Source organism: Mesorhizobium sp. M1273 (genome assembly GCF_040318195.1).
Classification (GTDB): domain Bacteria; phylum Pseudomonadota; class Alphaproteobacteria; order Rhizobiales; family Rhizobiaceae; genus Mesorhizobium.
In genome coordinates, this window is the sequence record NZ_JAMYLV010000003.1 from 73,512 (window position 1) to 99,051 (window position 25,540).

A 25,540-nucleotide genomic window follows, 5' to 3' on the forward strand; every position below is an offset into this window, starting at 1 on the left:
TGGTAGGGGTAAGAGGCCGAAAACTTCTTGAATAAGTCGTATTTTCAGACTAGAGGTATGAAACCGTTTGGGTCATGCTTGGCCCCGCGGTGTCAGGGATTCTCGGCCCGCCAAACTTATCCAAATCGCCGACACCTGGTACCGCAATGCAGGCTCCGCTTCCGGGGCAGGCCGGAAAGAAACTTCAAGGCACGAGAACTTCAAGGCACAAGCGAGAACTTCGAGGCGCACAAGAATGTCTGCTCGCACCACCCATTCCATAGCGCATTTCGCGGCACCGTTCGTGCTTGGCGGGCTGGATGGCATGCAGCCGGCCGGCGACTATGACATCGACCACGACGAAGAACTGATCGACGGCATGTCCTGGCCTGCCTGGCGCCGCGTCGCCACTTTCATCCATCTGCCGGCAAGGACAGTGAAAAGCGCGACCAGCCAGCTTGTCGCCATTGACCATGCCGAGCTCGACGCAGCGCTTCGGCACGACCAGGAGAATGTCACATGATCCGCTTCCAGCAGAATGCGCGGCGCACGGACACGCCGGCGCATATCTTCACCGTCGGCCAGACCGTCCGCATGAAGAGCCGCACCGGCCTTGCCCAAAAGACCGCGGAGCTGTTCCAGATCAAGAGCCGGCTGCCGGTCAAGGACGGCTCGCCGCAATATCGCATCCGCAGCGATCAGGAGACCTATGAGCGGGTCACCACGGAAGACAATCTCGAACCGGTCGACAACCCGGCCAACTGAGCCGACGCGCCGCAACGCTGCTTCACATGCTGATGATGCCGCAGATCCGCGTCGCCTGCGCATCTTCAAGGGAACGGCGCTGAGCTGTACGCCGGCCCCAGATGGTGCTTATCCGGCCAGGCTGTAGGTCGGTGCGCTAGCAGGGCCCGTCATCGACGACGCGATAGTCCGCCGCGCGGGCTTCGCATTCGTTGGGGAATGTGCGCAGTTCGCCATGGCGACGGGCACAGACGGGGCGGTATTCGCGGGTGCAGAATGTCTGCTCCTCACCGCCACCACCACCGCCGCGGCACTCGCCCTCGCGAATGATGCGGTATCCGGCCCGTTCGGCAAGGCAGGCATTGGCGAAGGTCTGGCGGTCGCCGCCGCGCCGGGCGCAGACCGGGTCATATTGCCTGGTGCAGAATTGCGGCCCCGGCCGTGGCGGGCGCGGCCCCGGCCCCTCATCATCCACCACGACGGTGCAGGCTGCGAGAATTGCCGACAGGAACAGGATGGAAAAAACCTGCCGCGGAAAGATTGCCGCAAGAAACCGCATGAATGTTCCCTCCCTCGAAACTCCTGCCTGCACAAATGGTGCCTGGGTCAGGCCGATCCTCGTCATTCCGCCGCCAGATGCAACCCCTGTTTGCAACTGGCGAGCCAGGGCGGTATGCCGGCGCAAGCCAAGACAGCACCTGCCCCGCTTGCTGGACCATGCCTGGGTGAAGTCTGGCCGATGACCGCGCAGAGAACCGGGACTATCGGTGCGATGCGTCGGGATGCGCCTGTTGGGGCCGCCCGCGGCTGTGTCTTGCAAGCATCACGTTTCCGTGCGATAAATTTTGTGTTCGGGCATTTGCGACCCGGAGAGCGGAACGTTTTGGACGACCTTTCCCCGATACTGTGAATCTCTGACAGCCCCGTTTTCGGCGGGGGTTTTTACCATGCGCCAATGCATGACTGCCGAAGCAACCACCGGGACTTGCCCACGGCGCCAGGCGGCGGGCGGAACCACCAAGACTGACACGGGTGAAGGAGTTTCCCCAATGGCCCAGACCGGCACCGTTAAATTCTTCAACGCTACCAAAGGCTTCGGCTTCATCACGCCCGATGGCGGCGCCAAGGATGTGTTCGTCCACATCTCGGCGATCGAGGCTTCCGGGCTGCGCACGCTCGTCGACGGTCAGAAGGTCACCTTCGATGTCGAGCCCGACCGCATGGGCAAGGGTCCGAAAGCGGTCAATCTCCGCGCCGCCTGAACGGCGGCGTGCTGCGCGTCCTTTCGGGGTGTGAGGATGCTGCAAGGCTTTGGTGTGACGTGAGTTTTATGAAGGCGCGGCGGTTTTCGTCGCGCCTTTTGTGTTCCGGGGATGCTTGCCGGCACCCGCAAAACTTTCTCTTGCCGATGGCACTAAAATAAAGGACAAATTTCCGTCCGGGCATTTGCCGGCCCGAGACTGGACTTGTGGGATCAAAGGAGCTTCCCATGCCGCAGACCGGCACCGTCAAATTCTTCAATCACGCCAAGGGCTTCGGCTTCATCACGCCGGACGACGGGGCAAAGGATGTCTTCGTCCATATTTCGGCCGTGCAGGCGTCGGGTCTTCCCGGTCTCGAGGATGGGCAGAAAGTGACATTCGACACCGAGCCGGACAAGCGCGGCAAGGGTCCGAAAGCCGTCAACCTGTCGATCGGCTGAACCACCCCGGGCAGAATGGACGTGGGCCGGTCTGGCCTGCGGTGTTTGCCGCACGCTTGAACCGCCCAGTTAGATGAACCGCCTGGCCAAATTTCGTTCAGCCCCCGTTCAGCCACGGTCGCATATTAATCTTCGTTAAAGCCGGACCGCATCCCCCGAAACGACCCGGGCCGGCACGAAGGAGACTGACATGAACCGAATTTTCAAGACTGCCATCCTGTCCGCCGCGGTCGTTGCGACCACGCTTGCGACCTTGCCCGCGGCCAATGCCGACGAATGGCGCCATCACCGCCGCCACCACGGCCACGGCGACGCCGTTGCGGCCGGCGTGCTCGGCCTTGCGGCCGGTGCCCTGATCGGCGGTGCGCTCGCCAGCCCGCAGCCCCGCTATTACGACCCGGCCTATGATGATGAATACTACAGGCCTGCCCCGGTGCGCCGTTATTACGTGCAGCCGCGAGTGGCCTATGCCGAAAGCTATGCGGAGCCGTGGACCCGCGGCTGGTACGAATACTGCTCGGACCGCTACCGGAGCTTCAACGCCCGTACCGGCACGTTCACCGGCTATGACGGCGAACAGCATTTCTGCACCGCCAATTAGCGGAGGCAGTTTCCCGTCGGAAAAAAGCGCGGTCGCACAGGCCGCGCTTTTTGTTTCCGGCAAGCGGTTTCAGACCAGAAAAGGATTGCTCCGCCGCTCCTCACCAAAACGGCCGCCGGGACCATGGCCGCAGATAAAGCCGATGTCGTCGCCCAACGGCAAAAGCTTCTCCTTGATCGAGGCGATCAGCGCGGCGTGGTTGCCGCCCGGCAGATCGGTGCGGCCGACCGAACCGCGGAACAGCACGTCGCCGACATGGGCGAACTTCGCAGCCCGGCTATAGTAGACGACGTGGCCGGGTGCATGGCCCGGACAATGGAGCACCTCGAACACGTGCGAGCCGAACGAAACGGTCTCGCCTTCGGCAAGGAACCGGTCGGGGACACAGTTGCGCACGGGATCGGTGATGCCGTAGCGCTTTGCCTGGTTCTCGAGATTGGCGAGCAGCGGCCGGTCGGCGGCATGCGGACCGATGATCTCGATACCGAGCGCCTCCTTCAACTCCATGGCCCCGCCGGCATGATCGATATGGCCGTGCGTAATCCAGATCGCGCCGGCAGTGATCGCATTGTCCTCGAGCGCCGCCAGCACCTTGTCGATGTCGCCGCCCGGATCGACGACAACGCCTTGCCTGTCGTCCATGTCGAAGAGGATGGTGCAGTTCTGCTGGAACGGCGTGACCGGCACGATGCCGGCGTTGAGCTGACCCATATTCGTCCTTTCACGCTGTCGGAGCGCTGCGCGTCCCCTCGAACGCGTCAGGAGAGCTCCAACCTTGAACCAGGCCCTGATGTAGAGACACACGCGAACGGCGTCCACCGCTCCCACAAACGGCAAACGAAATGGGCGGCCGAAGCCGCCCATTTGAAAACCTGAAACGTCAAAGCTTATTTCTTCATCGCGTTCATGACCGCACCGATGATGCCGGTCAGGATGGCGCCGCCGCCGGCACCGCCAACGATATTTGAAATGTTCAACGCGCTGCCGGCCCCTGCCGCCGTGGCGGCGGCTGCCGGATCGACCGAGCCACCCAGCAGACTGTTGAGGATGGCCGCACCGCCGACGCCGCCGACAGCGCCGCCCAGGATTTTGGTAAGCTGCCCCATCGCCGCAGTCTTGATAGCCGCGCCAACCGCCTGACCACCGATGATACCCGTAATCACCTGAATAATGATCGGAAGAAGCGTGTTCATATCCATATTTCCAGTCCCTCCATAGCTGCCAGCCTCCCGGGCCGACCCCATCATGAGACGCCGAATTGTGTGAAAGTCAAATGCAGAAGCGCTTAAATAAAAGGGGCGGCCCGAAAACCGCCCTTACTAGTTAAAAAAGCTGTGACTTTCGTTATTCTGCAGCGATTGCGTGCTTGGGCTGAACGGCCGCAGAATAGTCATTCATCAGCGTCTTGGCGATTTCGCCGACCTCGAATCGGTATGGACCGATCTCCGAAACAGGCGTCACCTCGGCTGCCGTCCCGGTGAGGAAGCACTGCTGGAAGCCTTCAAGCTCATCCGGCATGATGGCGCGCTCGATCACCTCCAAACCGCGGTCCTTGGCAAGGCCGATAACCGTGCGGCGGGTGATGCCGTCGAGGAAGCAATCAGGCTTGGGCGTATGGATCTTGCCGTCCTTGACGAAGAAGATGTTGGCGCCTGTCGCTTCCGCCACCTGGCCACGCCAGTCGAGCATCATGGCGTCGGCATAGCCCTTGGCCTCGGCGGCATGCTTGGACATGGTGCAGATCATGTAGAGGCCGGCCGCCTTCGATTTCGACGGTGCGGTGCGCGGGTCGGGGCGGCGCCATTCGGCCATGTCGAGGCGGATCCCCTTGAGCTTCTGCGCCGGGTCGAAATAGCTTGGCCACTGCCAGATGGCGATGGCGCAGTTGATCCGACTGTTCTGTGCGGAAACGCCCATCTGTTCGCTGCCGCGCCACGCGATCGGCCGGACATAGGCGTCCTGGAAACCTTGCTTCTTCAACAGCGTGCGGCAGGCGTCGTCGATCTCGGCGACCGAGTAGGGTATCTTGAAGCCAAGCAGGCGCGCCGATTCATGCAGGCGTTCGGTGTGGTCGGTCAGCTTGAAAATTTCGCCCCCATAAGCGCGCTCGCCCTCGAATACCGCGCTGGCGTAGTGCAGCCCGTGGGTCAAGACGTGGATCTTGGCGTCGGCCCATTTGACGAATTCGCCGTTCATCCAGATAAAGCCGTCCAGTTGGTCGAAGGGAACGGATGCCATGGTAACCTCCCGCGGGCGGCAGCCCGCACATCATTGTGTCGTTGCGTGTTTCGCCTCGGCCGCTGCGGGCGGCCATTGTCTCAAAGCGTAGGCGGATATTTAAGGTCTGGCAAACTCAGGAAGTTCCGGAAAAAACGGCTTCGCTTGCCTTTTCGTTCGCAATCCGCCGAAAAGCTTGCCAAAAATTACCATCGCGCGGAAAATACGTCAATAGTGCTGACATAATTTCCTGCTTCACACGGAGAAAAGATGACGAGCCACGCAGCCGCAGAGCCGATCAGGACAGCGATCACCGACGAGGACGGCATTGATTTCGCCATCATCGAGTTGTTCTTCTTCGCCTATCGCGACTTTACCTCCGATCCGGACCAGATCCTGGCCGATTACGGTTTTGGCCGCGCCCATCATCGGGTGTTGCATTTTGTCAATCGCCGGCCCGGCCTGACGGTCGCCGAGCTCCTCGATGTGCTCAAGATCACCAAGCAGAGCCTGGCGCGCGTGCTCAAGCAACTGATCGACACCGACCATATCGTGCAATTGCAGGGCCCCCGCGACCGCCGCCAGCGCGAGCTTTATCCGACGGCCAAGGGCCGTGCTCTGGCGCTGGCACTGGCGCGGCCACAGTCGCGCCGCATCCATGCTGCATTGGAAGATTCCGGAGCCACCGAACGCGCCGTTATCGAACGGTTCCTTGAAGCGATGGTAAATCCGGAACTAAGGGCGCAGATCGACATTGTGCCCGCAAAGATGTCAGGGAAAAACCATGGAGACCATTGAGAGGGTTGATCATCCGACAGCACCGGAAGACGACGCGCCGCATCTGCTGGTGGTCGACGACGACACCCGTATCCGCAATCTTCTGAAACAGTATCTGACCGAAAACGGTTTTCGCGTCACCGTCGCCGGAAATTCCGGCGAGGCGAGGCGCAAGCTCGCCGGCCTCGACTTCGATCTGATCGTGCTCGACGTCATGATGCCGGGTGAAAGCGGCGTCGATCTCACCAAGGCGCTGCGGGCCGAGAAAAACGTGCCGATCCTGATGCTCACCGCACTGTCCGAAACCGACAGCCGAATCACCGGGCTCGAGGCCGGTGCCGACGACTATCTGCCTAAACCGTTCGACCCGCGCGAGCTGATCCTGCGCATCAACAATATCCTGCGCCGCGGCGGCCCCGCGACGACGCCCAAGGTCGAACAGCTGGTCTTTGGCCCCTATACGTTCCAGATCGCCAGGCGTGAGCTGAAGCGCGGCGGCGAGGCGCTCAAGCTGACCGACCGCGAGCAGGAAATCCTGGCGATCTTCGCTGCGCGTGCCGGCGAAACGATACCGCGGCATGAGCTTGTCGGCGATGAATCCGAGGTCGGCGAGCGCACGATCGACGTCCAGATCAACCGGCTGCGCCGCAAGATCGAACGCGATCCGTCCAATCCGGTCTGGCTGCAGACCGTGCGCGGTATTGGGTATCGGCTCAGCGTGGAATAGAATGCCGCCGACAGCGGCCCTTTGCCGGGTCCCGGTGAGCGAAAGGACGAATGGCGACCACGCAACTCGAACGGCCGGGAGATGGCGGCTTCAGCGCCCGCGCGACGCGGGCGCTCAAGGCCGTGCCGCGCGCCTGGAACCGTTTCTGGCGCCTGGTGTCGCTTTACATGCCGAAGCGGCTCTATGCCCGCTCGCTGATCATCGTCATCGCGCCAATGATCATGCTGCAGTCGGTCGTCGCCTTTGTCTTCATGGAGCGCCACTGGCAGACCGTGACGCAACGCCTGTCGCAGGCCACGGTGCGCGACATCGCCGCCATCATCGACCTGATAGAGACCTATCCGCATGACGCCGACTACGCCAACGTCATCCGCATCGCCCAGGATCGCATGCAGCTGAAGGTCGACCTCCTCCCGCCCGACCCGCTGCCGCCTCCCGGGCCAAAGCCGTTCTTCTCGATCCTCGACGAGATCCTTTCGTCCGAGATCACCCGCCAGATCAACCGTCCGTTCTGGATCGATACGGTCGGCAATTCCAATATCGTCGAGGTCCGCGTCCAGCTCGAGAACAAGGTGCTGCGCGTCTTCGTGCGCCGCAGCCAGGCCTATGCATCGAACACCCATATTTTCCTGATCTGGATGGTCGGCACCTCGCTGGTGCTGCTGATGATAGCCATTCCCTTCCTGCGCAACCAGATCCGGCCGATTCTGACGCTGGCCGAGGCGGCCGAGAGCTTCGGCAAGGGCCGGCCGATGCCGCGCGATTTTCGCCCGCGCGGCGCGGAGGAAGTCCGCCGCGCCGGCTTTGCCTTCATCCAGATGCGCGAACGCATCGAACGCCAGCTCGAGCAGCGCACCGCCATGCTGAGCGGCGTCAGCCACGATCTGAGGACCATCCTCACCCGCTTCAAGCTGCAATTGGCGCTTGCCGGGACCAAGGCGGCCGATACCCAGGCACTCGATCAGGACATCGACGACATGCAGTCGATGCTGGAAGGCTACCTTGCCTTTGCACGCGGCGAAGCTTCGGAAGATGCCGGTCAGTTCGATCTCGAAGCCTTCTTCGACAAGCTTCGCGAGGAAGCCGCGCTGCGCAAGCGCAAGCTGTCGACCGTGCTTGTCGGCGATCCGCATGTGCACGTGCGCCCCAATGCCTTTGCGCGGCTGCTGTCCAACGTCGTCGGCAATGCATTCCGCTATGCCAAGACGGTGGAGATCAATGCCAATCATGGGCGCGGTTCGCTGCTCGTCACCATCGACGATGACGGCCCGGGAATTCCGCCCGAAAAGCGAGAGGATGTATTCAAGCCGTTCGTGCGGCTGGACGAGGCCCGCAACCTCGACGCCAGCGGCACCGGCCTTGGCCTCTCCATCGCACGAGACATTGCCCGCAGCCATGGCGGCGACATTGTCCTCGAACGCAGCCCGCTCGGCGGCCTTCGGGCGGTGATCAAGGTCCCCGCTTGACGGCAGCGACACCCGGGCCTTCATCGGCCCGTCATGAAACCATGGTGAAGAGCGCCAATGAAGCGCGCGATCCTGATTGATTCGGCCCTGCGGCCTCATTTCGACCCCGCGCCTGCCCAGGTGCGCTGGTGCGACGCCCGAGCTGCGGCGTGGTCGCCGCTCAGGCGTCGCGGCGAGGCAATCAAGCTTGCCGCCAAGGGACCGCCATGCGCATCCTGATGGTCACCGACGCCTGGCGCCCGCAAGTCAACGGCGTCGTCCACACGCTGGAGCGTCTCTCGGAGACCCTGAAATCCTTCGATATCGAGACGGACTTCCTGACGCCGAATATCTTTCGCACCCTGCCTCTGCCGACCTATCCCGATATCAGGCTGGCGCTGACGACGCCGCACCGCGTGGCGCAGCTGATCGAGGCACGCAAGGTGGACCACATCCATATCGTCACCGAAGGACCGCTCGGCATTATGGCCCGGCGCTACTGCCGCAACGCCGGCCGCCCGTTCACGACCAGCTATCACACACGTTTTCCGGAATATCTGAGCGCGCGCCTGCCGGTGCCTGAAGCATGGGCCTATCGCTGGCTGCGTGATTTCCACAATTCAGGACAGGGCACGCTGGTTGCCACCCAGTCGCTTGCCGACGATCTTGCGGCCCGCGGCTTCACCAAGCTCCGGCCGTGGACGCGCGGCGTCGACACCGATCATTTTCGGCCGGACAAAAGAAAGGACCTGGGATTTCCCGGACCGATCTTCCTCTGCGTCGGCCGCGTCGCGATCGAAAAGAACCTGCCGGCCTTCCTAGGCCTCGATCTGCCCGGCAGCAAGTTGGTCGTAGGCGAAGGGCCGGAATTGGCGAAGCTGAAGGCCAGATATCCCGATGCCCATTTCCTTGGCCATCGTCCGAACGACGAACTGGCCGAGATCTACGCTTCGGCCGATGTTTTCGTCTTCCCCAGCCGTACCGACACGTTCGGCAACGTCATCATCGAGGCGCTGGCCAGCGGCACGCCGGTCGCAGCCTATCCCGTCACTGGACCGATCGATATTGTGGGTGACGGCATCGGCGGCGCGGTGTCGGACGACCTGCGGCAAGCAGCGCTCGCCGCCCTTCACGTCGACCGCGCCGAGGCGCGGCAACGCGCAATGCGCTACAGCTGGAAGGCCTGCGCGGAAATGTTCATGGAAACGGTCGAAGAAGCGCTGGGTACCACGCGTAAACTGGCTGCGTGAACAACAGCGCAGCTAGAACAGCCGCCCGCCGTTCGGCACTTTGCGTTCGATTGCCCCAAGCACCACCGCGCCCTCTTCATCGGGAAAGCCGAGCGTCAGCACTTCCGACATGAACGGCCCGATCTGACGCGGCGGGAAATTGACCACAGCGAACACCTGCCGGCCGATCAGGGCTTCGGGCGTATAGTATTTCGTGATCTGGGCCGAGGATTTCTTCACCCCGATCACGGGACCGAAATCGATTTTCAACTTGATCGCCGGCTTGCGCGCCTCGGGAAAAGGCTCGGCCTCGACGATCGTGCCGGCGCGGATGTCGACGCGGTCGAAATCGGCAAAGCTGATCTCGGGTTTTCGCGCGTTGCTCGAAACCATCGACGGTCAGGCGTTTCCGTAGGTTTCGAACAGCACGCCGGCCAACGCATCCTTGGCCGAAGTTCCCGACCAGACGACGAACTGGAACGCCTGGAAATAGCATTCGCAGGCTTCCAGCGCCGACGACAGCAGCACCTCGACCTGCTGGCTCGACGGCTCGACCCCACCGGCCAGCAGCAGCGACTGGCGGAACATGATGGCGCCTTCCTGCTCCCAGAGGTCGAAATGGCCAAATAGCATCTGCTCGTTGATCAGCGAAAGCAGCCGCATCACCTCGAGCGCGCGCGCCTCCGGGACCTTGATGTCGAAGGCGCAGGCCAGGTGCAGCGCTTCGTAGTCCTCCATCCAGGAGAATGAAACGTGGTAGTCGGTCCAGCTTCCGGCAACCGAGATCGAGATCTCGTCGTCGCCGGCCCGCTCGAAGGACCAATCGTTGTTGTGCGCCACCTGCTCGATAACATCCACCGGATGGATTTCGCGGGAGAATTCGAGTTCGAGAAGTTCCATGAAATGCTTCCTGTCGTTCTGGGAGCGCCACCACACGCTCCGCGGGAGAGGCACACTCGAACAATTCTGCCTAGAACTCGGACGGCCAGGACTTCGTCAACGCAAAGACCCCGGACCGGACCCCACCGCCCGGCGCATGACCCTGCTCCGAATCATGCAACAAATTCAGTCTATTGATCGGGAGTCGCGTGACCAGCCAAATTTTTCGCACTGCGTCATTCGCATGTGGAAAGGCACTGTCACAAAGATTCACGCAGTACCGGTAAGCGATTCACGACAAAGCGCTTTTTGCGATCCGGCTTTGTGGAAAAGTTTAACGATTTATTTCTTGTTATTTTTTTGCACGCGGCTTTGACGCAGCCGCAGGCGCTGGTTGACCGGTCAATTCGGCAAGCCTGGCCTCGAGCGCCTCGATGCGAGCGGCGAGGCGGGTGTTTTCTTCCCTGGCCTTCGCCGCCATGTCGCGAGCGGCCTCGAATTCCTCGCGCTGCACCACGTCCATGGAGTTGAGTATGCGCTCGGCCTGGCCCCTGAAGGCGGTCTCCACCTCGCGCCGCACGCCTTGCGCGGCACCGGCTGCATCGGTCATCAGCTTGGCGAATTCATCGAGAATGCGGTTCGGTCCGGTCGCCATGGCAAATCCTCGCTTGGTCGAATTGACGTAGTGGCGCGCGATTCGGAATGCAAGCATATGCTTGCCTTGACCCCGCCAAAAGCCTGCCGCATGGTCCGCGCCCGAACCTGATTGGGAACCCGGAGACCCTGTTGAGCGAATATTTGCTGCCGCTGGCCGCCCTGCCCTTTCCCAACATCGACCCGGTCATCGTCCGGATCGGACCGCTGGCGGTGCATTGGTACGGCGTCGGCTACATCGTCGGCATTCTGTTCGCCTGGTGGTATGCCAAGCGCCTCGTCACCAACCCAAAACTGTGGCCCGACGGCACCCTGCCGATGAAGCCCGTCGACCTCGACGACTTCATCGTCTGGGCAGCCATCGGTGTGGTGCTCGGCGGACGCACCGGCTACGTGCTGTTCTACGACCTGCCGCGCTACATCGCCAATCCGCTCGATATCGTCGCCGTCTGGCAGGGCGGCATGTCGTTTCATGGCGGTCTGATCGGCGTCATTGTCGCAATGACGCTGTTTTCCCGGTCTCGCGGCATCCGCACATGGTCGCTGTTCGACGTGGTTGCCGCCGGCGTGCCGGTGGGGCTTGGCCTCGTTCGCCTGGCAAACTTCATCAATTCCGAACTATGGGGCCGGCCGACCGACGTTCCATGGGCATTCGAATTCCCCAATGGCGGTCCATTTGCACGCCATCCGAGCCAGATCTACGAGGCGCTGCTCGAAGGGCTGGTGTTGTTCCTTATCCTGCGCTTCCTCACCCATTCGCGGCTCAAGCTGAAGACGCCGCGCTTCGTCGGCGGCGCCTTCATCGCCGGCTATGGCGCCTCGCGCATCTTCGTCGAATTCTTTCGCGAGCCCGACCAGCAGCTTGGCTACCTCCTTGGCACGAGCTGGCTGACCATGGGAATGGTGCTGTCACTGCCGATGGTGCTGGCCGGCATCTGGGCGATGGCTACAGCCAAGCCGGTGACAAAACCGCAGCCGGCATGACGCGGCTGAAGACCCGCATCGCCGAGCTGATCGGTGCGGTGGGACCGATCCCCATCAGCGAATACATGGCGCTCTGCCTGTTCGATCCGCTGGACGGCTACTATACGACACGCGAGCCGTTCGGCGCCGCCGGCGACTTCGTCACCGCGCCGGAGATCAGCCAGATGTTTGGCGAACTGGTCGCCATCTGGCTCTACCAGGCGTGGCTGGCGATCGACCGGCCGACGCCGGTCGCCATCGCCGAAATAGGCCCCGGCCGCGGCACGCTGATGAGAGATATGCTGCGCACGCTTTCGCGGCTCGATCCGACGCTTACCGCCAGCGCATCGTTCGCCTTGATCGAGACCAGTCCGCGGTTGACCGAGGTCCAGAAACGAACGCTTGCCGGGACGTCGGCCACCGTCGCCTGGCATGAGGCCGTGGACACACTACCGCAGGCGCCGCTTCTGATTGTTGGTAATGAGCTGTTTGACGCGGTGCCCATCCGCCAGTTCGTCCGCGCCGGAGCCGGCTGGCGCGAGCGGATGATCGGTCTCGACGATGCGAACCGGCTGCGCTTTTTCGTCGGCGCCGGCTCGCTCGACCCGATGCTGCTGCCGGAGGGTGCCGAGAATGCGCCGGAAGGTGCGATCGTCGAGGTGGCGCCAGCCCGCGCCGCCCTGATGGCGGCCATCGCCGGGCGACTTGCCGGATTTGGCGGCGCCGGCCTGTTTCTCGACTACGGTCACCTCCAGCCCGGGATCGGCGACACCTTGCAGGCCTTGCGCAAGCACCGTCATGAGGACGTGCTGGCCAATCCGGGGCGGGCCGATCTCACAGCCCATGTCGATTTCGCTGCCCTCGCGGCAACCGTTCGGGCACACAGCCTCGATGCCCACCTCTCAACGCAAGGTGAATTCCTGCTCAAGATGGGGCTTCTCGAACGAGCTGGCCGGCTCGGCGCCAATGCCGATGAGGCAGCTCGCGAAAAGATCGCGGCCGACGTCGAGCGCCTCGCCGGCCCGCTGGCCATGGGCGAACTCTTCAAGGTGCTTGCCGTCCTCCCCGCCGGCATTGCCGTTCCGCCGTTTCCAAGCATGGATTGACTTTTCGCTGCCGCCTCTCCCACTCTCCCATCTCCGACTAGCGGCCGACATCAACTGCGCCAGCCTTAAACTGACCAGCCTTCAACTGCGCCCTTCAACTCGCTTGACGAAATCGCCCATACGGACAACAAAGCCGCCATGCTGAATCAGACCAAACCGGATCCCGTTCGGTCGCCCTTGCTGGAAACGGCGCAAGGCATCCGCCACGGCTACTTCACGCGCGTCGGCGGCATTTCCAGCGGCATCTACCGGGGCCTCAACATCGGCACCGGCTCGAACGACGACCAGACGCTGGTGCGCGAGAATCGCCGCCGGGTCGCCGAATGGATGGGCGTGCCTGCAAACCATCTGCTGACCGCTCACCAAGTTCATTCGCCGGACGTCGTCATTGCCAGGGAGCCTTTTGCCGGCGAGCGGCCCAAGGCCGACGCAATTGTCACCGACCGGCCGGGCATTGCCGTCGGTGCCTCGACCGCCGACTGCGGACCGGTCCTCTTCGCCGACGCCGAGGCGCGCATTATCGGCGCCGCCCATGCCGGCTGGAAAGGCGCTTTCACCGGAGTGCTGGAAAACACCATCGCGGCAATGGAAAGCCTCGGCGCCCGGCGCGACCGCATCGTCGCAGTGCTCGGTCCTTCGATCGGCCCACGGAATTACGAAGTCGGACCGGAATTTGTCACCCGTTTCGTCGACGCCGATGCTGGCAGTGCCCGCTATTTCGCGCCCTCCGCAAATGCCGGACACGCGATGTTCGATCTCAACCGCTACACGGTCGACCGGCTGACCAAGGCTGGCGTCAATGCCGAAGGACTTGGCCGCTGCACCTATGCCGAGGAAGAGCTTTTCTACTCCTATCGGCGCAGCACGCATCGCAACGAGCCCGACTACGGGCGGCAGGTTTCGGCAATCGTTTTGGAGGCTGACTGATGGCGCTGCATTTCGAACGCTCGGAATTCGACGCGCGGCGCGATCGACTGATGATCGAGATCGCCGAAAAGAAGCTCGACGCCGTCCTGCTGTTTGCCCAGGAAAGCATGTATTGGCTAACCGGCTACGACACCTTCGGCTTCTGCTTTTTCCAGTGCCTGGTGGTCAAGGCCGACGGCTCGATGGTGCTGCTGACGCGTTCGGCCGACTTGCGCCAGGCGCGCCACACCTCGATCATCGACAACATCGTTTTGTGGACGGACCGCAACGGCGCCAATCCGGCGGTAGATCTGCGCAATCTGCTCAACGAGCTTGACCTGCTCGGCGCCCGGATCGGCGTCGAATACGACACCCACGGCCTGACCGCCTATAATGGCCGGCGCCTCGACGAGCAGTTGCAGACCTTCGGGCAGATCGCGGATGCCTCCGGCATTGTCAGCCGGCTACGGCTATTCAAGAGCCCGGCAGAAATCGCCAAGGCGGAAAAAGCCGCAAATCTGGCCGACGACGCGCTGGACGCAGCACTGCCGCTGATCAAGCAGGGTGGCGATGAGGCGCTGATCCTCGCCGCCATGCAAGGTGCGATCTTTGCCGGCGGCGGCGATTATCCGGCCAACGAGTTCATCATCGGCTCCGGAGTCGACGCCCTGCTTTGCCGCTACAAGGCCGGTCGCCGCAAGCTCACCAAGAACGACCAGCTGACGCTCGAATGGGCCGGTGTCTTCCACCACTACCATGCGGCAATGATGCGCACGGTGTTGACCGGCAAGGTATCGAAACGCCACCAGGAATTGTTCGATGCCGCCCGCGCCGCGCTACTTGCAGTCGAGAAGGCGATGACGCCCGGTAATACGTTCGGCGACGTGTTCGACGCCCATGCCCGCACCCTCGAAGCCCACAACTTGACCAAGCACCGGCTCAATGCCTGCGGCTATTCGCTCGGCGCCCGCTTCACCCCGTCCTGGATGGATATGCCGATGTTCTATCAGGGTAATCCCGAACCGATTGCGCCCAACATGACGCTGTTCGCCCATATGATCATCATGGACTCCGAAACCGAAACCGCGATGACGCTTGGCCGCACCTATCTGACCACCGAATCCCAGCCGAAGCCGCTGTCCCGCCATGATCTCGACTTGATCGTGCAGTGAATCCATAATGGAAAGAGTGTAAGGGGCGTTCGTCGCCAAGGAGTTTCAGGCTAATGAGACGATCGCATGTGACGACCGTGTCATTGCTCGTGGCGCTGGCACTGGCGGCCTGCACCAATGCGAAGGACGTTCTCGAACCCTCGGCCATTGCCCCGCAATCGACGCAATCCCTCTCCGGAGCCGGAGGTGCCGCGACGCCCCCCGCAACTCCGGCTCAGCCTGCCGGCACCGCGCAAACTGCAGATACGGCGCAGCCTTCCGCTGCAGCAGCCGTGCCGCCCGCCAAAAGCGCGGCTGCCATTGCGCGGACCCGGCTGCAGGTGGCGCCGATCGTCGGCGCCTCGGTAGAAGCCGCGACACCGCTGACCGCCGAGCTTCAGACACGCGCCAGGCAGCGCGGCATCACCTTGGCCGGCAGCACCGACCAGACCCCAACACATGTGCTCAAGGGCTATTTCTCGACCATGACGGAAGGCAAGGACACTACCGTCATCTATGTCTGGGACATCTATGACCCGGCCGGCAACCGGCTGCATCGCATCAACGGCCAGCAGAAGGCGCCGTCTGTTGGCGGCGGCGAAGGCTGGACGGCGGTCGCGCCTGCGACCATGCAGGCAATTGCCGACCAGACAATCGACCAGTTCGCCACCTGGCTTGGCGGCGGCGCCGGCTGACCTGGAGCATAATTCCGAAAGTGAAATCCGGTTTTCGGAAAAGATCATACTCAGACTGAAAGATAGAGCTATGCCGATTCCGTCGGCGTCGAAGTGGACCTATCGCCGCATCGTCAAGCCGTAAGCGTTTATTGAGATTAGCCGGCGGATTCCCATTCACGACGCTTGCAATACCGGCGCGGGCCGCTAAAAGCCCGACTAAGAGGCTGGAGTGCTATCGGAGTCTCTCAATCCTTCGCCAGGAACGGTGCATGAAGCTCTTCGCGGGCAATTCCAACAGGGTGCTGGCCGAATCAGTCGCCCGCTACCTCAACATTCCGCTGGGCAAGGCCAGCGTCAGGCGCTTCGCCGACCAGGAAATCTTCGTCGAGATCCAGGAGAATGTGCGCGGCGAGGACGTCTTCATCCTGCAGTCCACCTCGTTCCCGACCAACGATCATTTGATGGAACTGCTCATCATGATCGACGCCTTCATGCGCTCTTCGGCCAAGCGCATCACTGCGGTTATTCCTTATTTCGGCTATGCCAGGCAGGATCGCCGTGCCTCGGGCCGCACACCGATCTCGGCCAAGCTGGTCGCCAACATGATCACCAGGGCGGGCGTCAACCGGGTGCTGACCCTGGATCTCCATGCCGGCCAGATTCAAGGCTTCTTCGACATCCCGACCGACAATCTGTTTTCCGTGCCGGTCATGGCCCGCGACGTAAAGGCGAAATACAAGCAGCTTGCCAATGTCATGGTGGTGTCGCCGGATGTCGGCGGCGTGGTCCGCGCCCGCGCGCTCGCCAAGCGCATCGACGCCCAGCTTGCCATCGTCGACAAGCGCCGCGAGCGCCCCGGCGAATCGGAAGTCATGAACGTCATCGGTGACGTGCGCGGCAAGGATTGCCTGTTGATCGACGACATCATCGATTCGGGCGGCACGCTGTGCAATGCGGCCGATGCGCTGCTTGCCGATGGCGCCACCAGTGTGACCGCCTATACTACCCATGGCGTTTTGTCCGGCGGCGCCATCGCCCGCATCGGCGCCTCGAAACTGCAGGAACTGGTCATCACCGATTCCATCCAGCCGACCCAGGCAGTGCTGGACGCCGCCAATATCCGCGTCATCTCCATCGCCGAACTGATGGGCGAGGCGATCTCGCGCACGGCGACCGAGGAATCGGTGTCGAGCCTGTTCGATTAATGCGTGTCGCGCAAAACTGTGCAGCGGTTTTGCGATAACGACATGCATACAACAAGAACCCAAAGCGCGTCGCATGAGGCCGGTCGAACGCGACGCCCTTCAGGGCTGCGCCTCAGGCCGAGCCGGACCACTTGTTCGTCGCACACCTTCGCCAGCATCACGGGCGCCCCGCATGTAACCGCGTGGCGAGGCTCCCAGCATGCGCTTGAACATGGTGATGAACGCCGGCACGCTGTCATAGCCGAGATCGAGCGCCACCCTCGTGATCGGCTCGCCGTCGGCCAGCCGTGGCAGCGCCGCGAACAGACAGGCCTGCTGACGCCAGGTCGACAGCGACAATCCGGTCTGGCGGTGGAACGCGCGGGTGAAAGAGCGGCGGCTCATGCCGACGATAGCGGCCCACTCGTCGATCGTCGCATGCGGTGACGGTGCCGACACGAAGCGCCGGCACAGCGTCGCCAACCTTGCATCGGACGGGAACGGAAGGCCGAGCGGCCGTTCCGGCAGGTTCGGGATTTCGTGCAGCAGGAGCTTCATGATCAGTCCGCCCCGCCCCTTCAGCTCGGCGCCTTGCGGCAGCTTTTCCGATTCGACGATCAGGCTGTGCATCAGGTCGGTGATGCCGACGACACGCAACCCGTCCGGCAGGCCGGAAATGGCCTCCGGCATCACATAGACGGACCGCATGCTGACGTCGCCCAGCATCTCGACGGAATGTTCGGTGCCGGCGGGGATCCACATCGCGTGGTCCGGAGGCACCATCCAGCGCCCATGCCGCGTCTTCACCAGCACGACACCGACCAGCGCGTGCAGCAACTGGCTGCGGCTATGATGGTGCGGTGGCACATGGTAGCCGTCCGGATATTCGGTCGGCAGCGCCACTGCCGGCCCTACGGCCTGCTCCAGCCATTGCCAGCGACGCTCATGCAACAGCCCGAAATCGGTGTCGCCCGCTCTGAACATTTCCCTGCCATGCGGCATCAGCTATGGCCCACTTGCGAAACTATTGGACCAAACCACGAAAGAAGTCGCGTGACAAGCAACGTATAAGGCTGCGCCCTATAAGACCGCCTGCGGGAGCGCCCGCCAAAAAGACCACGGAGCCTGCCTTGACCGATACCACAGCAACCGCCGACGCCAAGCCGGCAGCGGCCAGCCACATTTCAGCTCAGGCGACGGCCTTCACCGTCATCCTGGCGGTGAGCTTCTGCCATTGCATCAACGACATCATGCAGTCGCTGCTGTCGGCGATCTATCCGCTGCTGAAGGACAATTACGGTCTCGATTTCTGGCAGATCGGCCTTTTGACTTTTACCTTCCAGGTGACGGCATCCTTGCTGCAGCCGGTGATCGGCATGATTACCGACAAGCGGCCGATGCCTTATTCGCTGCCCTACGGCATGGCTTCTTCGCTGATCGGGCTGGTCGTGCTGGCCTATGCCGGACATTACTCGCTGCTCCTCATCGGCGCCGCGCTGATCGGCATCGGCTCAGCGATCTTCCACCCGGAATCCTCACGCATCGCCCGCTTCGCCTCCGGTGGCCGGTTCGGTCTTGCGCAGTCGCTGTTCCAGGTCGGCGGCAATTTCGGCCAAGCGATGGGGCCGCTGCTGGCAGCCTTCATCGTCGTGCCCTTCGGCCAGACCAGCATCGCCTGGTTTGCCGGCGGCTCGCTGATCGGCATCATCGTGCTGTGGCAGGTTGGCGGCTGGTACAGCCGCCTGCGCGCCGCACAGGGCACCCGCAAGGCGGCACGCTTCGTTTCGCCTTTCCCGCGCCGCAAGGTCCTGGGCGCGCTGGCGGTGCTGACCTTGCTGGTATTGACCAAGAACGCCTACATCGCCAGCCTGTCCAGCTACTACACCTTCTATGCCATCCATAAATTCGGCGTTTCGGTGCAGATGTCGCAGGTCATGCTGTTCCTGTTCCTCGGCGCCTCGGCCCTGGGCATCCTGCTCGGCGGCCCGTTCGGCGACCGCTACGGACAGAAGGCGATGATCTGGTTCTCGATCGTCGGCGTGCTGCCCTTCACCCTGGCCCTGCCCTACGCCAATTTCGAGTGGACAATGGTTCTCACCGTGCTGATCGGCCTGATCCTGTCCTCGGCCTTCTCGAACATCGTCGTCTTCGCGCAGGAACTGGTGCCCGGCCGGGTCGGCATGATCGCCGGCATCTTTTTCGGCTTCGCCTTCGGCATGGGCGGCATCGCGGCCGCCGTGCTTGGCGTCGTCGCCGACATGAAGGGCATCGATTTCGTCTTCCAGGTCTGCTCGTATTTGCCGCTGCTCGGGCTGCTGACGGTCCTCCTGCCTAACATGAAGGAAGCGAGGAAGGTGGAGGCGGGGACCACGATCGGGTGAAGTTTGGGTTGGACTTCGGCTTCCCCGCCCACCGGGCAGCGCGAAATTCGGTTCTCGACATAGACTTCGAGCCGGTCAGGGCCGCAGCGTGGCGACATCGCGGCCATTGGCTGACACGCTCCGTCATCTGAACTTGAAAGCACGCGTCGCCCGCATCAGCCGGAATGCCTGCTCGGCAGCGTTCGCCAGCAGCGTGTCGGCGTCACGGATCGCGTCTTCGAGGGAACACGGTCGGCACAGAATGCTGAAGAAGGCATCGATGCCGATGTCGTGGGTCGCCTCTGCACCTGCTCCGATCGTTCCGGCCAAGGCGATGACAGGCAGATTGTGACGTTTCGCGCGCCGGGCAATCTCGGCTGGTATCTTTCCAAAGCTCGTCTGACCATCCAGGCCACCCTCGGCTGTCATGACGATGTCGGCGTTTGACAGCCGATGATCGAGATCCATATACCGCAGGATCAGGTCGAAGCGCGGATGCAGCCGGGCCCCAGCAAAGGCGTGAAGTCCGGCGCCGAGTCCCCCGGAAGCTCCTCCGCCGACAAGCGACGTCACGTCGACGCCGAGGTCGCGGCGAACGACGTGAGCGACATTTTCCATGCCCTGCTCGAGCAAAACCACCTGGTCAGGTGTTGCACCCTTTTGCGGGCCGAACACCCGGGCGACGCCTCTCTCGCCGAGCAGCATGTTGTAGGGATTTACCGCGACGTCGATACGAACATTCGAAAGGCGATGATCACGACTGGAAAGATCGACACGAGCTAGCGATGAGAGGGCCGAGCCGCTCCCCGAAATGGGACGGCCGCCGCCATCGAGCAGACGCACGCCTAATGCTTGGGCCATGCCGGTTCCTGCATCGTTGACACCCGAGTCACCGCAGCCGATCAGAATTCTTTCCGCGCCAAGATCGAGCGCAAAACGAATCAACTCACCAACCCCATAACTTGTAGTGCGGGTCGGGTCACGCATGTCAGTGGGGACGAGCCGGAGCCCGGCAGCCGCCGCGATTTCCAGAACTGCAGTCCGTTTCTTTCTTCGCCCGAGAAAACCGACATTGGCCGCCACGGGTTGTCCCACCGGTCCCGTCACTGTGACGGAATGCAGCTCGCCATCAGACAATTCAACAAGGGTCCGCGTAAAATCCTCGCCGCCATCCACCATTGGAAGGCCCAGGATCTTTGCTGTCGGAACGGCATTGCGAACGCCGCGCGCCAATGCAGCGATGACATCACGAACGCCGAGGCTCTCCTTAAAGCCGGAGGGTGCGACCAATACTCGAAGCCGTCTTCGTTTCGTCAATCCTTTCTTTTTCGACATTCTACGGCTCTCCAACAAGTTGCAGATGGAGCGTGTTGAGCAGGGCTCCGGTGGCTGGCCACACGGTGACCGCGAACACGACGATGAGGATGAACTGCATCGGCAGCAGGATTGAGCTGAGCAAGGCGAGGTCTTTCGGGCCGTAGCCTTCCTCGTCGACCCCCGCGAAAAGCGCCACCGGTTTCGCGCAGATCGCGAGGGTTTGGCAAAAGCCGGTCGCCGAGACGAGGACAAACATTGCCAGGAGAGGGTCGAGCCGCGCTGTCGATGCGAGCATCAGCGCCGGGGGCAGCAGCACCGAGACACGCGCCGTGCGACTGTGGATCACGAGATGACTGAAAAGCCCAAGCAAGGCTAATAAGGAGATAAGCGCCAACGGACCCAAGCCGGTGCCGCGCAGCGGATCGACAGTCGTCTCGATCAACCACCGATTGAGGCCTGATGCCGTCAGGCCGTCTGCCAAGCAGATCGTCGCCGCCAGAAACAAGAGCAGCTTCCACTCCGCACTCTTGATTGCATCGCCAAACGCCACGGAGCCTACTCTAGGAAGTGTGGCCAAGAGAGCGCCGCCAAGAGCGACAACGGTGGCATCAAGTCCGTGGACAGGTTCGGTCAGCCACGCGGTGACAACCCCGCCGGCGATCCAGAGTATCGGCTGCCGTGCCAATCCGGCACCGCCACTAGTCACCGTCGTTGGCTGCAAAAGGGTCATCCGCCGTTCGACCGGCGACAGGAAAAGCCGGAGCAGGCATTCGACCGAAAGGAAGGTGCTTACGGCCGCAAACGGCAGGCCGAAAGCGATCCATTCCAGATAGCTTACTTTCACACCCGAGAGGCGGCCGACCATTTCGATCGCCAGCAGATGGGCACCGGCGCCGACGGGCGATGCAATGGCCGAGAGCAGGATAACAGTGGGGAACAGCAGCGCGAAGGCCCTTCGCAACCGGGCGCTTCCACAGCGTCCCGCGATCGCCTGAAAGGCGGGGATCATCAAAGCTGCGCGACCTGAGGTCGACGGAATGACGAAGGCTGTGGCGATCATGACGGCCGTCAAGGAATAGGCGATTGCGCGAACCGATCGCATGCGCCCCGTCACGAGGCCGAGAACGCGATCTGCGACCCCACTCGCCTTGAAGGTGGCCGCCAACATGAAGGAGGCAAGCAATAGCCAGATCAACTCATCGCCGAGCGCATGAAACAGCGCGCCTGGATCACGGTTGACCAGCAGCGCCATTGCCAGCCCGGCGGCGATCGCAACGAAGGTGTCGTCGAACGGCGTCAGGGTCCACCCGATGATCGCGACAAGCAGGATCTCGAGCGCTCGCCGGGCGTCGGACGGGAGCGCGGAGAGGCCGAATTCAATGATGGCCACACACAGGGATACACAGGTTCCGATCAGTGCGGCTCGCCATATCGGCCAGAGCACCGGCGGTGTCCTTTCCCGAAGGGTGGCGTCACTGTCGGTCCGAAAATCTACTTGTGCCAACCGAAACCTCGTCTAGTTCGCCGCCAACGTGGCGATGAGGGCGTCGCACACCCTCCGCTCGAACTTAGGAGGTTCCGATTAGACGCTTGCGAGGGCTCCGGTTAGAATTTGGTGAGAGGCATTATCCGATCGCCGGCAGGATTACCGCATGACCGTTCGAGGCCGCATCTTCCTATTTCAAATCGTCATTCTCGCCCTTGTCGGACTGATTTCAGGACTGGCATTCGCAACACTCCAGCTGACAGAGGAATTCGTCCGCCGAATCGACAGCGTCCACGGGCGGTTCGAGGCGCTCGCCGAACTCAATGGGCAAGCCAACAATTACACCGAGCAACTCGCTGAAGTCTTGCTGCTTGGGCCCGAGCAAATGCCGGATTTCGAAGCGGCACGAGAAGCAGTGAAATCCGGATTCTACAAGCTGGAGGGCGCCACTCGCGAGGAACTCGGTGCTCTCGGATATTGGAGCGATAGACGCCAGGAGGAGGCCGAACTCAGATTCGTCGGTCGCGTCAAGGCGCTGTTTGAGGCGATCGATCGGGCCGCCCAGCGACTGTTCAGCCAGCGAACAAAGGGGGATCCAAAGGGCATCGTAGACGCCTTCCGCAACGATGTGGAGCACCGATTAGAGAACGATCTTGAAGAAATGATTGAAGCCGCTTTGCACGATGAGCGCAGGGAGGTTGGAGAGGAACTCGCCGGCGTCCGTGGCGCACAATGGCGGCTGCTGCTGCTGACCGGCGGCTTCGCTGCGTTGCTCATGCTGGGCAGTCTGGGGTTCGGCCTGGTCCTGCGACGATCAATCGCCACACCTGTGCGTGAACTGAACGAAAGCGCCAAAGCCATCGCTGCAGGCAAGCTCGACCATCGCGTTTCCGCGACCGGACGCGACGAGTTCGCTTCCCTCTCGCGAAGTTTCAACAGCATGGCCGAGGCTCTCGAGATCGAACGTGCTGCTCTGATTTCGGTACAGGACCGCTTGGAGGCGGAGGTTCAGTTGCGCACCCGTGAACTGCGGAAAGCCAATGAGCAACTGAGAGCGATCGATAGCCGACGCACACAATTTTTTGCGGAGGCAAGCCACGAACTCCGCACGCCGTTGACGATTCTCCGCGGAGAGGCCGACGTTGCCCTCCGCGGCCAACCGCGTGTTCGATCTTACCGCGAAGCTCTGAGCCGAATCCGCAATTGCGCTGAAGATATGGCTCGCAACCTGGGGGACCTTCTGGCATTCGCCCGCTCCGAAGCTGAAAATTTCAGGTTCTCCTTGCGCAACATCGATACCGGTGAGGTTGTGAAGGCGGCCGTTCAGGAGGCTTCCGTACTCGCAGGTCCCAAGCAGATATCCGTTGACCTGTCGCTCAACCCAGACCATTGCCTCATTCGGGGTGACGCCCAGCGCCTAAAGCAAGCGCTGCTGATCGGCTTCGACAACGCCATAAAGTACTCAAAGCCGTATCAGACAATAGCAGTCGAGATGGCTGAGCGTCATGGAATGCTTGAGATCGCCATCCGCGACAACGGTTCAGGGATCGATGCCAACGATCTCCCGTTCGTGTTTGACCGATATTATCGCGGGCGTGTCGGCGGGAGGTCCGCAGCCGACGGCCTTGGTGTTGGCCTCGCGATCGCCAAGGAGATTATAGACGGGCACAATGGCACAATCGGCCTTGAAGGAATTGAGCCTTCGGGAACCCTCCTCAGAATCAGACTGCCGCTGGTACATCGCACCCATGATTCGAATCCTGATCGTTGAAGACGACCGGCGTGTCTCCGACTTTCTCCGCCGGGGGTTGGAGGCCGAAGGCTTCCACGTGAGTGTCGCGGAGGACGGTCGCGAGGGACTAGCCATTATTCGTACGGATCCATTCGATCTCGTGATCCTGGACCGTCTGCTTCCCTACCTGGACGGCCTTGAGCTGTGCCGGATCGTGCGATTGGAGCAGTGGCCGGTTCTCATCCTGATGCTGACCGCGAAGGAGACAATTCAGGATCGCGTAGATGGGCTCAAGGGCGGTGCCGACGATTACCTGACGAAACCGTTTGCGTTTGATGAACTGGTGGCCAGGATTGACGCGCTGCGCCGACGCCGTCAGGGTGCAGTGGATCGACAATTGCTTCGAGTGAGCCGCCTCAATCTCGACACGAGCGCTCGTCGTTTTGCGGACGGCGACCGGGAAATCAGCCTTACCCGACGTGAATTCGACCTTCTGCATTTTCTCATGCTCAACGCGGGGAAAGTGGTTAGCCGCGAGCGCATCCTCAACAATGTCTGGTCATACAGCTTCGAACCCGGGACGAAGATCGTGGAGGTATACATTCGCTATCTGCGTGCGAAGCTCGGGCCGGATGCATCGGCCAGCATTCAGACAGTTCGTGGGATCGGCTACATGCTGGTCGAGCGGAAGCCATAGAAGGTAGAGCGAAACTCTTTATCGCACCGTTCTCGCCACTCGCTGGAAACCTCCTCTTTCCGCAACGCCGCTTCCACCGCTTGTTTCCGAATAGGTGTTCATCGGCTCCCTTCCATGCTGCCGGCGCGCGCCGTCCACCCGCCGTGGGCATTGCCCCGCCGCGGTTCCCCTTTCCACCCGCCGCGGTTCCCCTTTCCATTTGTGTTCGGGCTTGGGCGGCGACACCGATTTTGGCGGCCGTTAACCGCTTTCGTAATTCACGGCCTCTACCCCCAGGCCTGCAGCCACCCAGTCGGGGAAGCCGCCTTCGAACCGGCGCGGGGCCCAGCCTCGTGCCCTGAGGATTGCCAAGGCGTCGGGCGAAAGAACGCACTGGACTCCACGACAATAGGCGACAACGGGTGAAACAAGAGATGCCAAAATGTTGGAGTTCGTTGTTCGTGCGGCCGTCGTTGGAATCGGCGCGACAGCCCTGATGGACCTCTGGGGATGGTTTCTGAAGCGAATGTTCGCGATTCCACCGCTTGATTACGCCTGGGTCGGCCGCTGGATCGGGCACTTTCCACATGGACGTTTTGCACATGCGAATATCGCACAAGCTGCCCGCGTTCGCGGCGAAACCGCCATTGGATACCGCCATTGGATGGAGTGCGCATTACGCGACCGGCATCGTATTTGCCGCAGCGCTGATTGGAGTGTGGGGCCTCGACTGGGCACGGCACCCGACAGTGCTTCCGGCCCTGTTGGTCGGCGTCTGCACCATCGTCGCCCGTTCTTCGTGATGCAACCGGCTTTTGGGATCGGCATCGCGGCTTCGAAAGTTCCCAACCCGCGCACTGCGCGCCTGCGCAGCCTTATGGCCCATCTGTCTTTCGGGGTTGGGCTGTACGTTGCAGCATCGCTTTCGGCATTGCTACTTCCGGCCTGATGGGCCGCCCGCTTGCACCTCGCGCCGCCTTCCGCTATAGAGCCGCCACCCGCGTAGACACCCTTGGAGGCAACGCGGC

29 protein-coding genes are annotated in these 25,540 nt (G+C 62.1%); 19 read left to right on the plus strand and 10 right to left on the minus strand.

From position 1 onward, the window contains the following. The first annotated feature begins 235 nt into the window (after window positions 1-235). Together NKH30_RS04655 and NKH30_RS04660 are read left to right on the plus strand one after the other, a co-directional pair. The gene (locus tag NKH30_RS04655; RefSeq protein WP_352469759.1) at window positions 236-502 is read left to right on the plus strand and encodes a hypothetical protein; all 267 of its coding nucleotides are present in this window, start codon (window positions 236-238) and stop codon (window positions 500-502) included. Continuing rightward, complete coding sequence (locus tag NKH30_RS04660; RefSeq protein WP_023678408.1) at window positions 499-744, plus strand: hypothetical protein; 246 nt, start codon at window positions 499-501, stop codon at window positions 742-744. The genes NKH30_RS04655 and NKH30_RS04660 overlap by 4 nt, the downstream gene beginning before the upstream one ends. A 136-nt stretch (window positions 745-880) precedes the next feature. Here NKH30_RS04660 and NKH30_RS04665 read toward each other — a convergent pair whose 3' ends face one another. Then, entirely contained in the window at window positions 881-1,282 is a 402-nt protein-coding gene (locus NKH30_RS04665; RefSeq protein WP_023678409.1) for a Kazal-type serine protease inhibitor family protein, read from the minus strand. Between the two features lie 490 nt (window positions 1,283-1,772). Between NKH30_RS04665 and NKH30_RS04670 the strand changes: the two genes are divergently transcribed. From NKH30_RS04670 to NKH30_RS04680, 3 genes are all read left to right on the plus strand, one after another. Continuing rightward, window positions 1,773-1,985, plus strand: a complete 213-nt coding sequence (locus NKH30_RS04670) for a cold-shock protein (RefSeq protein WP_006202520.1) — start codon at window positions 1,773-1,775, stop codon at window positions 1,983-1,985. Window positions 1,986-2,212: 227 nt separating this feature from the next. After that, window positions 2,213-2,425: a cold-shock protein gene (locus NKH30_RS04675; RefSeq protein ID WP_006202521.1), complete on the plus strand. Its 213-nt coding sequence runs from the start codon at window positions 2,213-2,215 to the stop codon at window positions 2,423-2,425. Window positions 2,426-2,615: 190 nt separating this feature from the next. Continuing rightward, complete coding sequence (locus NKH30_RS04680; RefSeq protein ID WP_023678410.1) at window positions 2,616-3,026, plus strand: BA14K family protein; 411 nt, start codon at window positions 2,616-2,618, stop codon at window positions 3,024-3,026. Window positions 3,027-3,095: 69 nt separating this feature from the next. On the opposite strand, the gene NKH30_RS04685 is transcribed toward NKH30_RS04680, so the two are convergent. From NKH30_RS04685 to NKH30_RS04695, 3 genes are all read right to left on the minus strand, one after another. After that, window positions 3,096-3,737: an MBL fold metallo-hydrolase gene (locus tag NKH30_RS04685; RefSeq protein WP_352450491.1), complete on the minus strand. Its 642-nt coding sequence runs from the start codon at window positions 3,735-3,737 to the stop codon at window positions 3,096-3,098. Window positions 3,738-3,913: 176 nt separating this feature from the next. Then, a complete protein-coding gene (locus NKH30_RS04690) occupies window positions 3,914-4,225 on the minus strand; it encodes a hypothetical protein (protein WP_352450492.1) in 312 nt (103 codons plus the stop codon). A 145-nt stretch (window positions 4,226-4,370) separates the two neighbouring features. Beyond that, window positions 4,371-5,264: a branched-chain amino acid aminotransferase gene (locus NKH30_RS04695; protein ID WP_352450493.1), complete on the minus strand. Its 894-nt coding sequence runs from the start codon at window positions 5,262-5,264 to the stop codon at window positions 4,371-4,373. Window positions 5,265-5,513: 249 nt separating this feature from the next. Between NKH30_RS04695 and NKH30_RS04700 the strand changes: the two genes are divergently transcribed. The 4 genes from NKH30_RS04700 (at window position 5,514) to NKH30_RS04715 (ending at window position 9,442) form a co-directional block, all read left to right on the plus strand. Then, complete coding sequence (locus NKH30_RS04700; protein ID WP_352456926.1) at window positions 5,514-6,041, plus strand: MarR family winged helix-turn-helix transcriptional regulator; 528 nt, start codon at window positions 5,514-5,516, stop codon at window positions 6,039-6,041. Then, window positions 6,028-6,747, plus strand: coding sequence for a response regulator (locus NKH30_RS04705; RefSeq protein ID WP_023678415.1), 720 nt, complete (start codon window positions 6,028-6,030; stop codon window positions 6,745-6,747). The genes NKH30_RS04700 and NKH30_RS04705 overlap by 14 nt, the downstream gene beginning before the upstream one ends. A gap of 50 nt (window positions 6,748-6,797) precedes the next feature. Continuing rightward, window positions 6,798-8,213, plus strand: coding sequence for an ATP-binding protein (locus NKH30_RS04710; RefSeq protein WP_352541020.1), 1,416 nt, complete (start codon window positions 6,798-6,800; stop codon window positions 8,211-8,213). 206 nt (window positions 8,214-8,419) lie between these two features. Beyond that, entirely contained in the window at window positions 8,420-9,442 is a 1,023-nt protein-coding gene (locus NKH30_RS04715) for a glycosyltransferase family 4 protein (RefSeq protein WP_352541019.1), read from the plus strand. Window positions 9,443-9,454: 12 nt separating this feature from the next. Here NKH30_RS04715 and NKH30_RS04720 read toward each other — a convergent pair whose 3' ends face one another. The 3 genes from NKH30_RS04720 to NKH30_RS04730 form a co-directional block, all read right to left on the minus strand. After that, window positions 9,455-9,814: a tRNA-binding protein gene (locus tag NKH30_RS04720; RefSeq protein ID WP_352541018.1), complete on the minus strand. Its 360-nt coding sequence runs from the start codon at window positions 9,812-9,814 to the stop codon at window positions 9,455-9,457. 6 nt (window positions 9,815-9,820) lie between these two features. Next, window positions 9,821-10,321: a type III secretion system chaperone family protein gene (locus NKH30_RS04725; protein ID WP_023678420.1), complete on the minus strand. Its 501-nt coding sequence runs from the start codon at window positions 10,319-10,321 to the stop codon at window positions 9,821-9,823. Between the two features lie 331 nt (window positions 10,322-10,652). Further along, window positions 10,653-10,955, minus strand: coding sequence for an accessory factor UbiK family protein (locus NKH30_RS04730; RefSeq protein ID WP_352469829.1), 303 nt, complete (start codon window positions 10,953-10,955; stop codon window positions 10,653-10,655). Between the two features lie 131 nt (window positions 10,956-11,086). On the opposite strand from NKH30_RS04730, the gene lgt reads away from it, so the two are divergent. From lgt to NKH30_RS04760, 6 genes are all read left to right on the plus strand, one after another. Further along, a complete protein-coding gene (lgt, locus tag NKH30_RS04735; protein WP_352541017.1) occupies window positions 11,087-11,938 on the plus strand; it encodes a prolipoprotein diacylglyceryl transferase in 852 nt (283 codons plus the stop codon). Beyond that, window positions 11,935-13,023, plus strand: coding sequence for a class I SAM-dependent methyltransferase (locus tag NKH30_RS04740; protein WP_352541016.1), 1,089 nt, complete (start codon window positions 11,935-11,937; stop codon window positions 13,021-13,023). Before lgt ends, NKH30_RS04740 begins: the two co-directional genes overlap by 4 nt. Before the next feature lie 138 nt (window positions 13,024-13,161). Further along, on the plus strand, window positions 13,162-13,950 hold the full coding sequence (gene pgeF / locus NKH30_RS04745; protein WP_352469752.1) for a peptidoglycan editing factor PgeF: 789 nt from the start codon (window positions 13,162-13,164) through the stop codon (window positions 13,948-13,950). Beyond that, window positions 13,950-15,101 (plus strand): M24 family metallopeptidase, encoded by a 1,152-nt coding sequence (locus NKH30_RS04750; RefSeq protein ID WP_023678425.1) that lies wholly within the window; start codon window positions 13,950-13,952, stop codon window positions 15,099-15,101. The genes pgeF and NKH30_RS04750 overlap by 1 nt, the downstream gene beginning before the upstream one ends. A gap of 53 nt (window positions 15,102-15,154) precedes the next feature. After that, window positions 15,155-15,775 (plus strand): hypothetical protein, encoded by a 621-nt coding sequence (locus tag NKH30_RS04755; RefSeq protein ID WP_023678426.1) that lies wholly within the window; start codon window positions 15,155-15,157, stop codon window positions 15,773-15,775. A 251-nt stretch (window positions 15,776-16,026) separates the two neighbouring features. Beyond that, complete coding sequence (locus NKH30_RS04760) at window positions 16,027-16,962, plus strand: ribose-phosphate pyrophosphokinase (RefSeq protein ID WP_023678427.1); 936 nt, start codon at window positions 16,027-16,029, stop codon at window positions 16,960-16,962. A 99-nt stretch (window positions 16,963-17,061) separates the two neighbouring features. Here NKH30_RS04760 and NKH30_RS04765 read toward each other — a convergent pair whose 3' ends face one another. Further along, a complete protein-coding gene (locus tag NKH30_RS04765) occupies window positions 17,062-17,943 on the minus strand; it encodes an AraC family transcriptional regulator (RefSeq protein ID WP_352994416.1) in 882 nt (293 codons plus the stop codon). A 128-nt stretch (window positions 17,944-18,071) separates the two neighbouring features. On the opposite strand from NKH30_RS04765, the gene NKH30_RS04770 reads away from it, so the two are divergent. Then, window positions 18,072-19,322 carry an MFS transporter gene (locus tag NKH30_RS04770; RefSeq protein WP_352994419.1) on the plus strand — a complete coding sequence of 417 codons (1,251 nt, stop codon included), beginning with the start codon at window positions 18,072-18,074 and terminating at the stop codon, window positions 19,320-19,322. A gap of 123 nt (window positions 19,323-19,445) precedes the next feature. Here the strand turns inward: NKH30_RS04770 and NKH30_RS04775 are convergent, their stop codons facing one another. Together NKH30_RS04775 and NKH30_RS04780 are read right to left on the minus strand one after the other, a co-directional pair. Beyond that, window positions 19,446-20,636 carry a glycerate kinase family protein gene (locus tag NKH30_RS04775; protein ID WP_352469747.1) on the minus strand — a complete coding sequence of 397 codons (1,191 nt, stop codon included), beginning with the start codon at window positions 20,634-20,636 and terminating at the stop codon, window positions 19,446-19,448. Between the two features lies 1 nt (window position 20,637). After that, complete coding sequence (locus NKH30_RS04780; protein WP_352469746.1) at window positions 20,638-22,062, minus strand: SLC13 family permease; 1,425 nt, start codon at window positions 22,060-22,062, stop codon at window positions 20,638-20,640. Between the two features lie 208 nt (window positions 22,063-22,270). Here NKH30_RS04780 and NKH30_RS04785 point away from each other — a divergent pair, with 208 nt between their 5' ends. From NKH30_RS04785 to NKH30_RS04795, 3 genes are all read left to right on the plus strand, one after another. Then, entirely contained in the window at window positions 22,271-23,875 is a 1,605-nt protein-coding gene (locus NKH30_RS04785) for a sensor histidine kinase (RefSeq protein ID WP_352469745.1), read from the plus strand. Continuing rightward, on the plus strand, window positions 23,853-24,533 hold the full coding sequence (locus tag NKH30_RS04790; RefSeq protein ID WP_352450507.1) for a response regulator transcription factor: 681 nt from the start codon (window positions 23,853-23,855) through the stop codon (window positions 24,531-24,533). The genes NKH30_RS04785 and NKH30_RS04790 overlap by 23 nt, the downstream gene beginning before the upstream one ends. A gap of 421 nt (window positions 24,534-24,954) precedes the next feature. Beyond that, window positions 24,955-25,461 carry a DUF2938 family protein gene (locus NKH30_RS04795; RefSeq protein WP_352541013.1) on the plus strand — a complete coding sequence of 169 codons (507 nt, stop codon included), beginning with the start codon at window positions 24,955-24,957 and terminating at the stop codon, window positions 25,459-25,461. Window positions 25,462-25,540 lie beyond the last annotated feature (79 nt).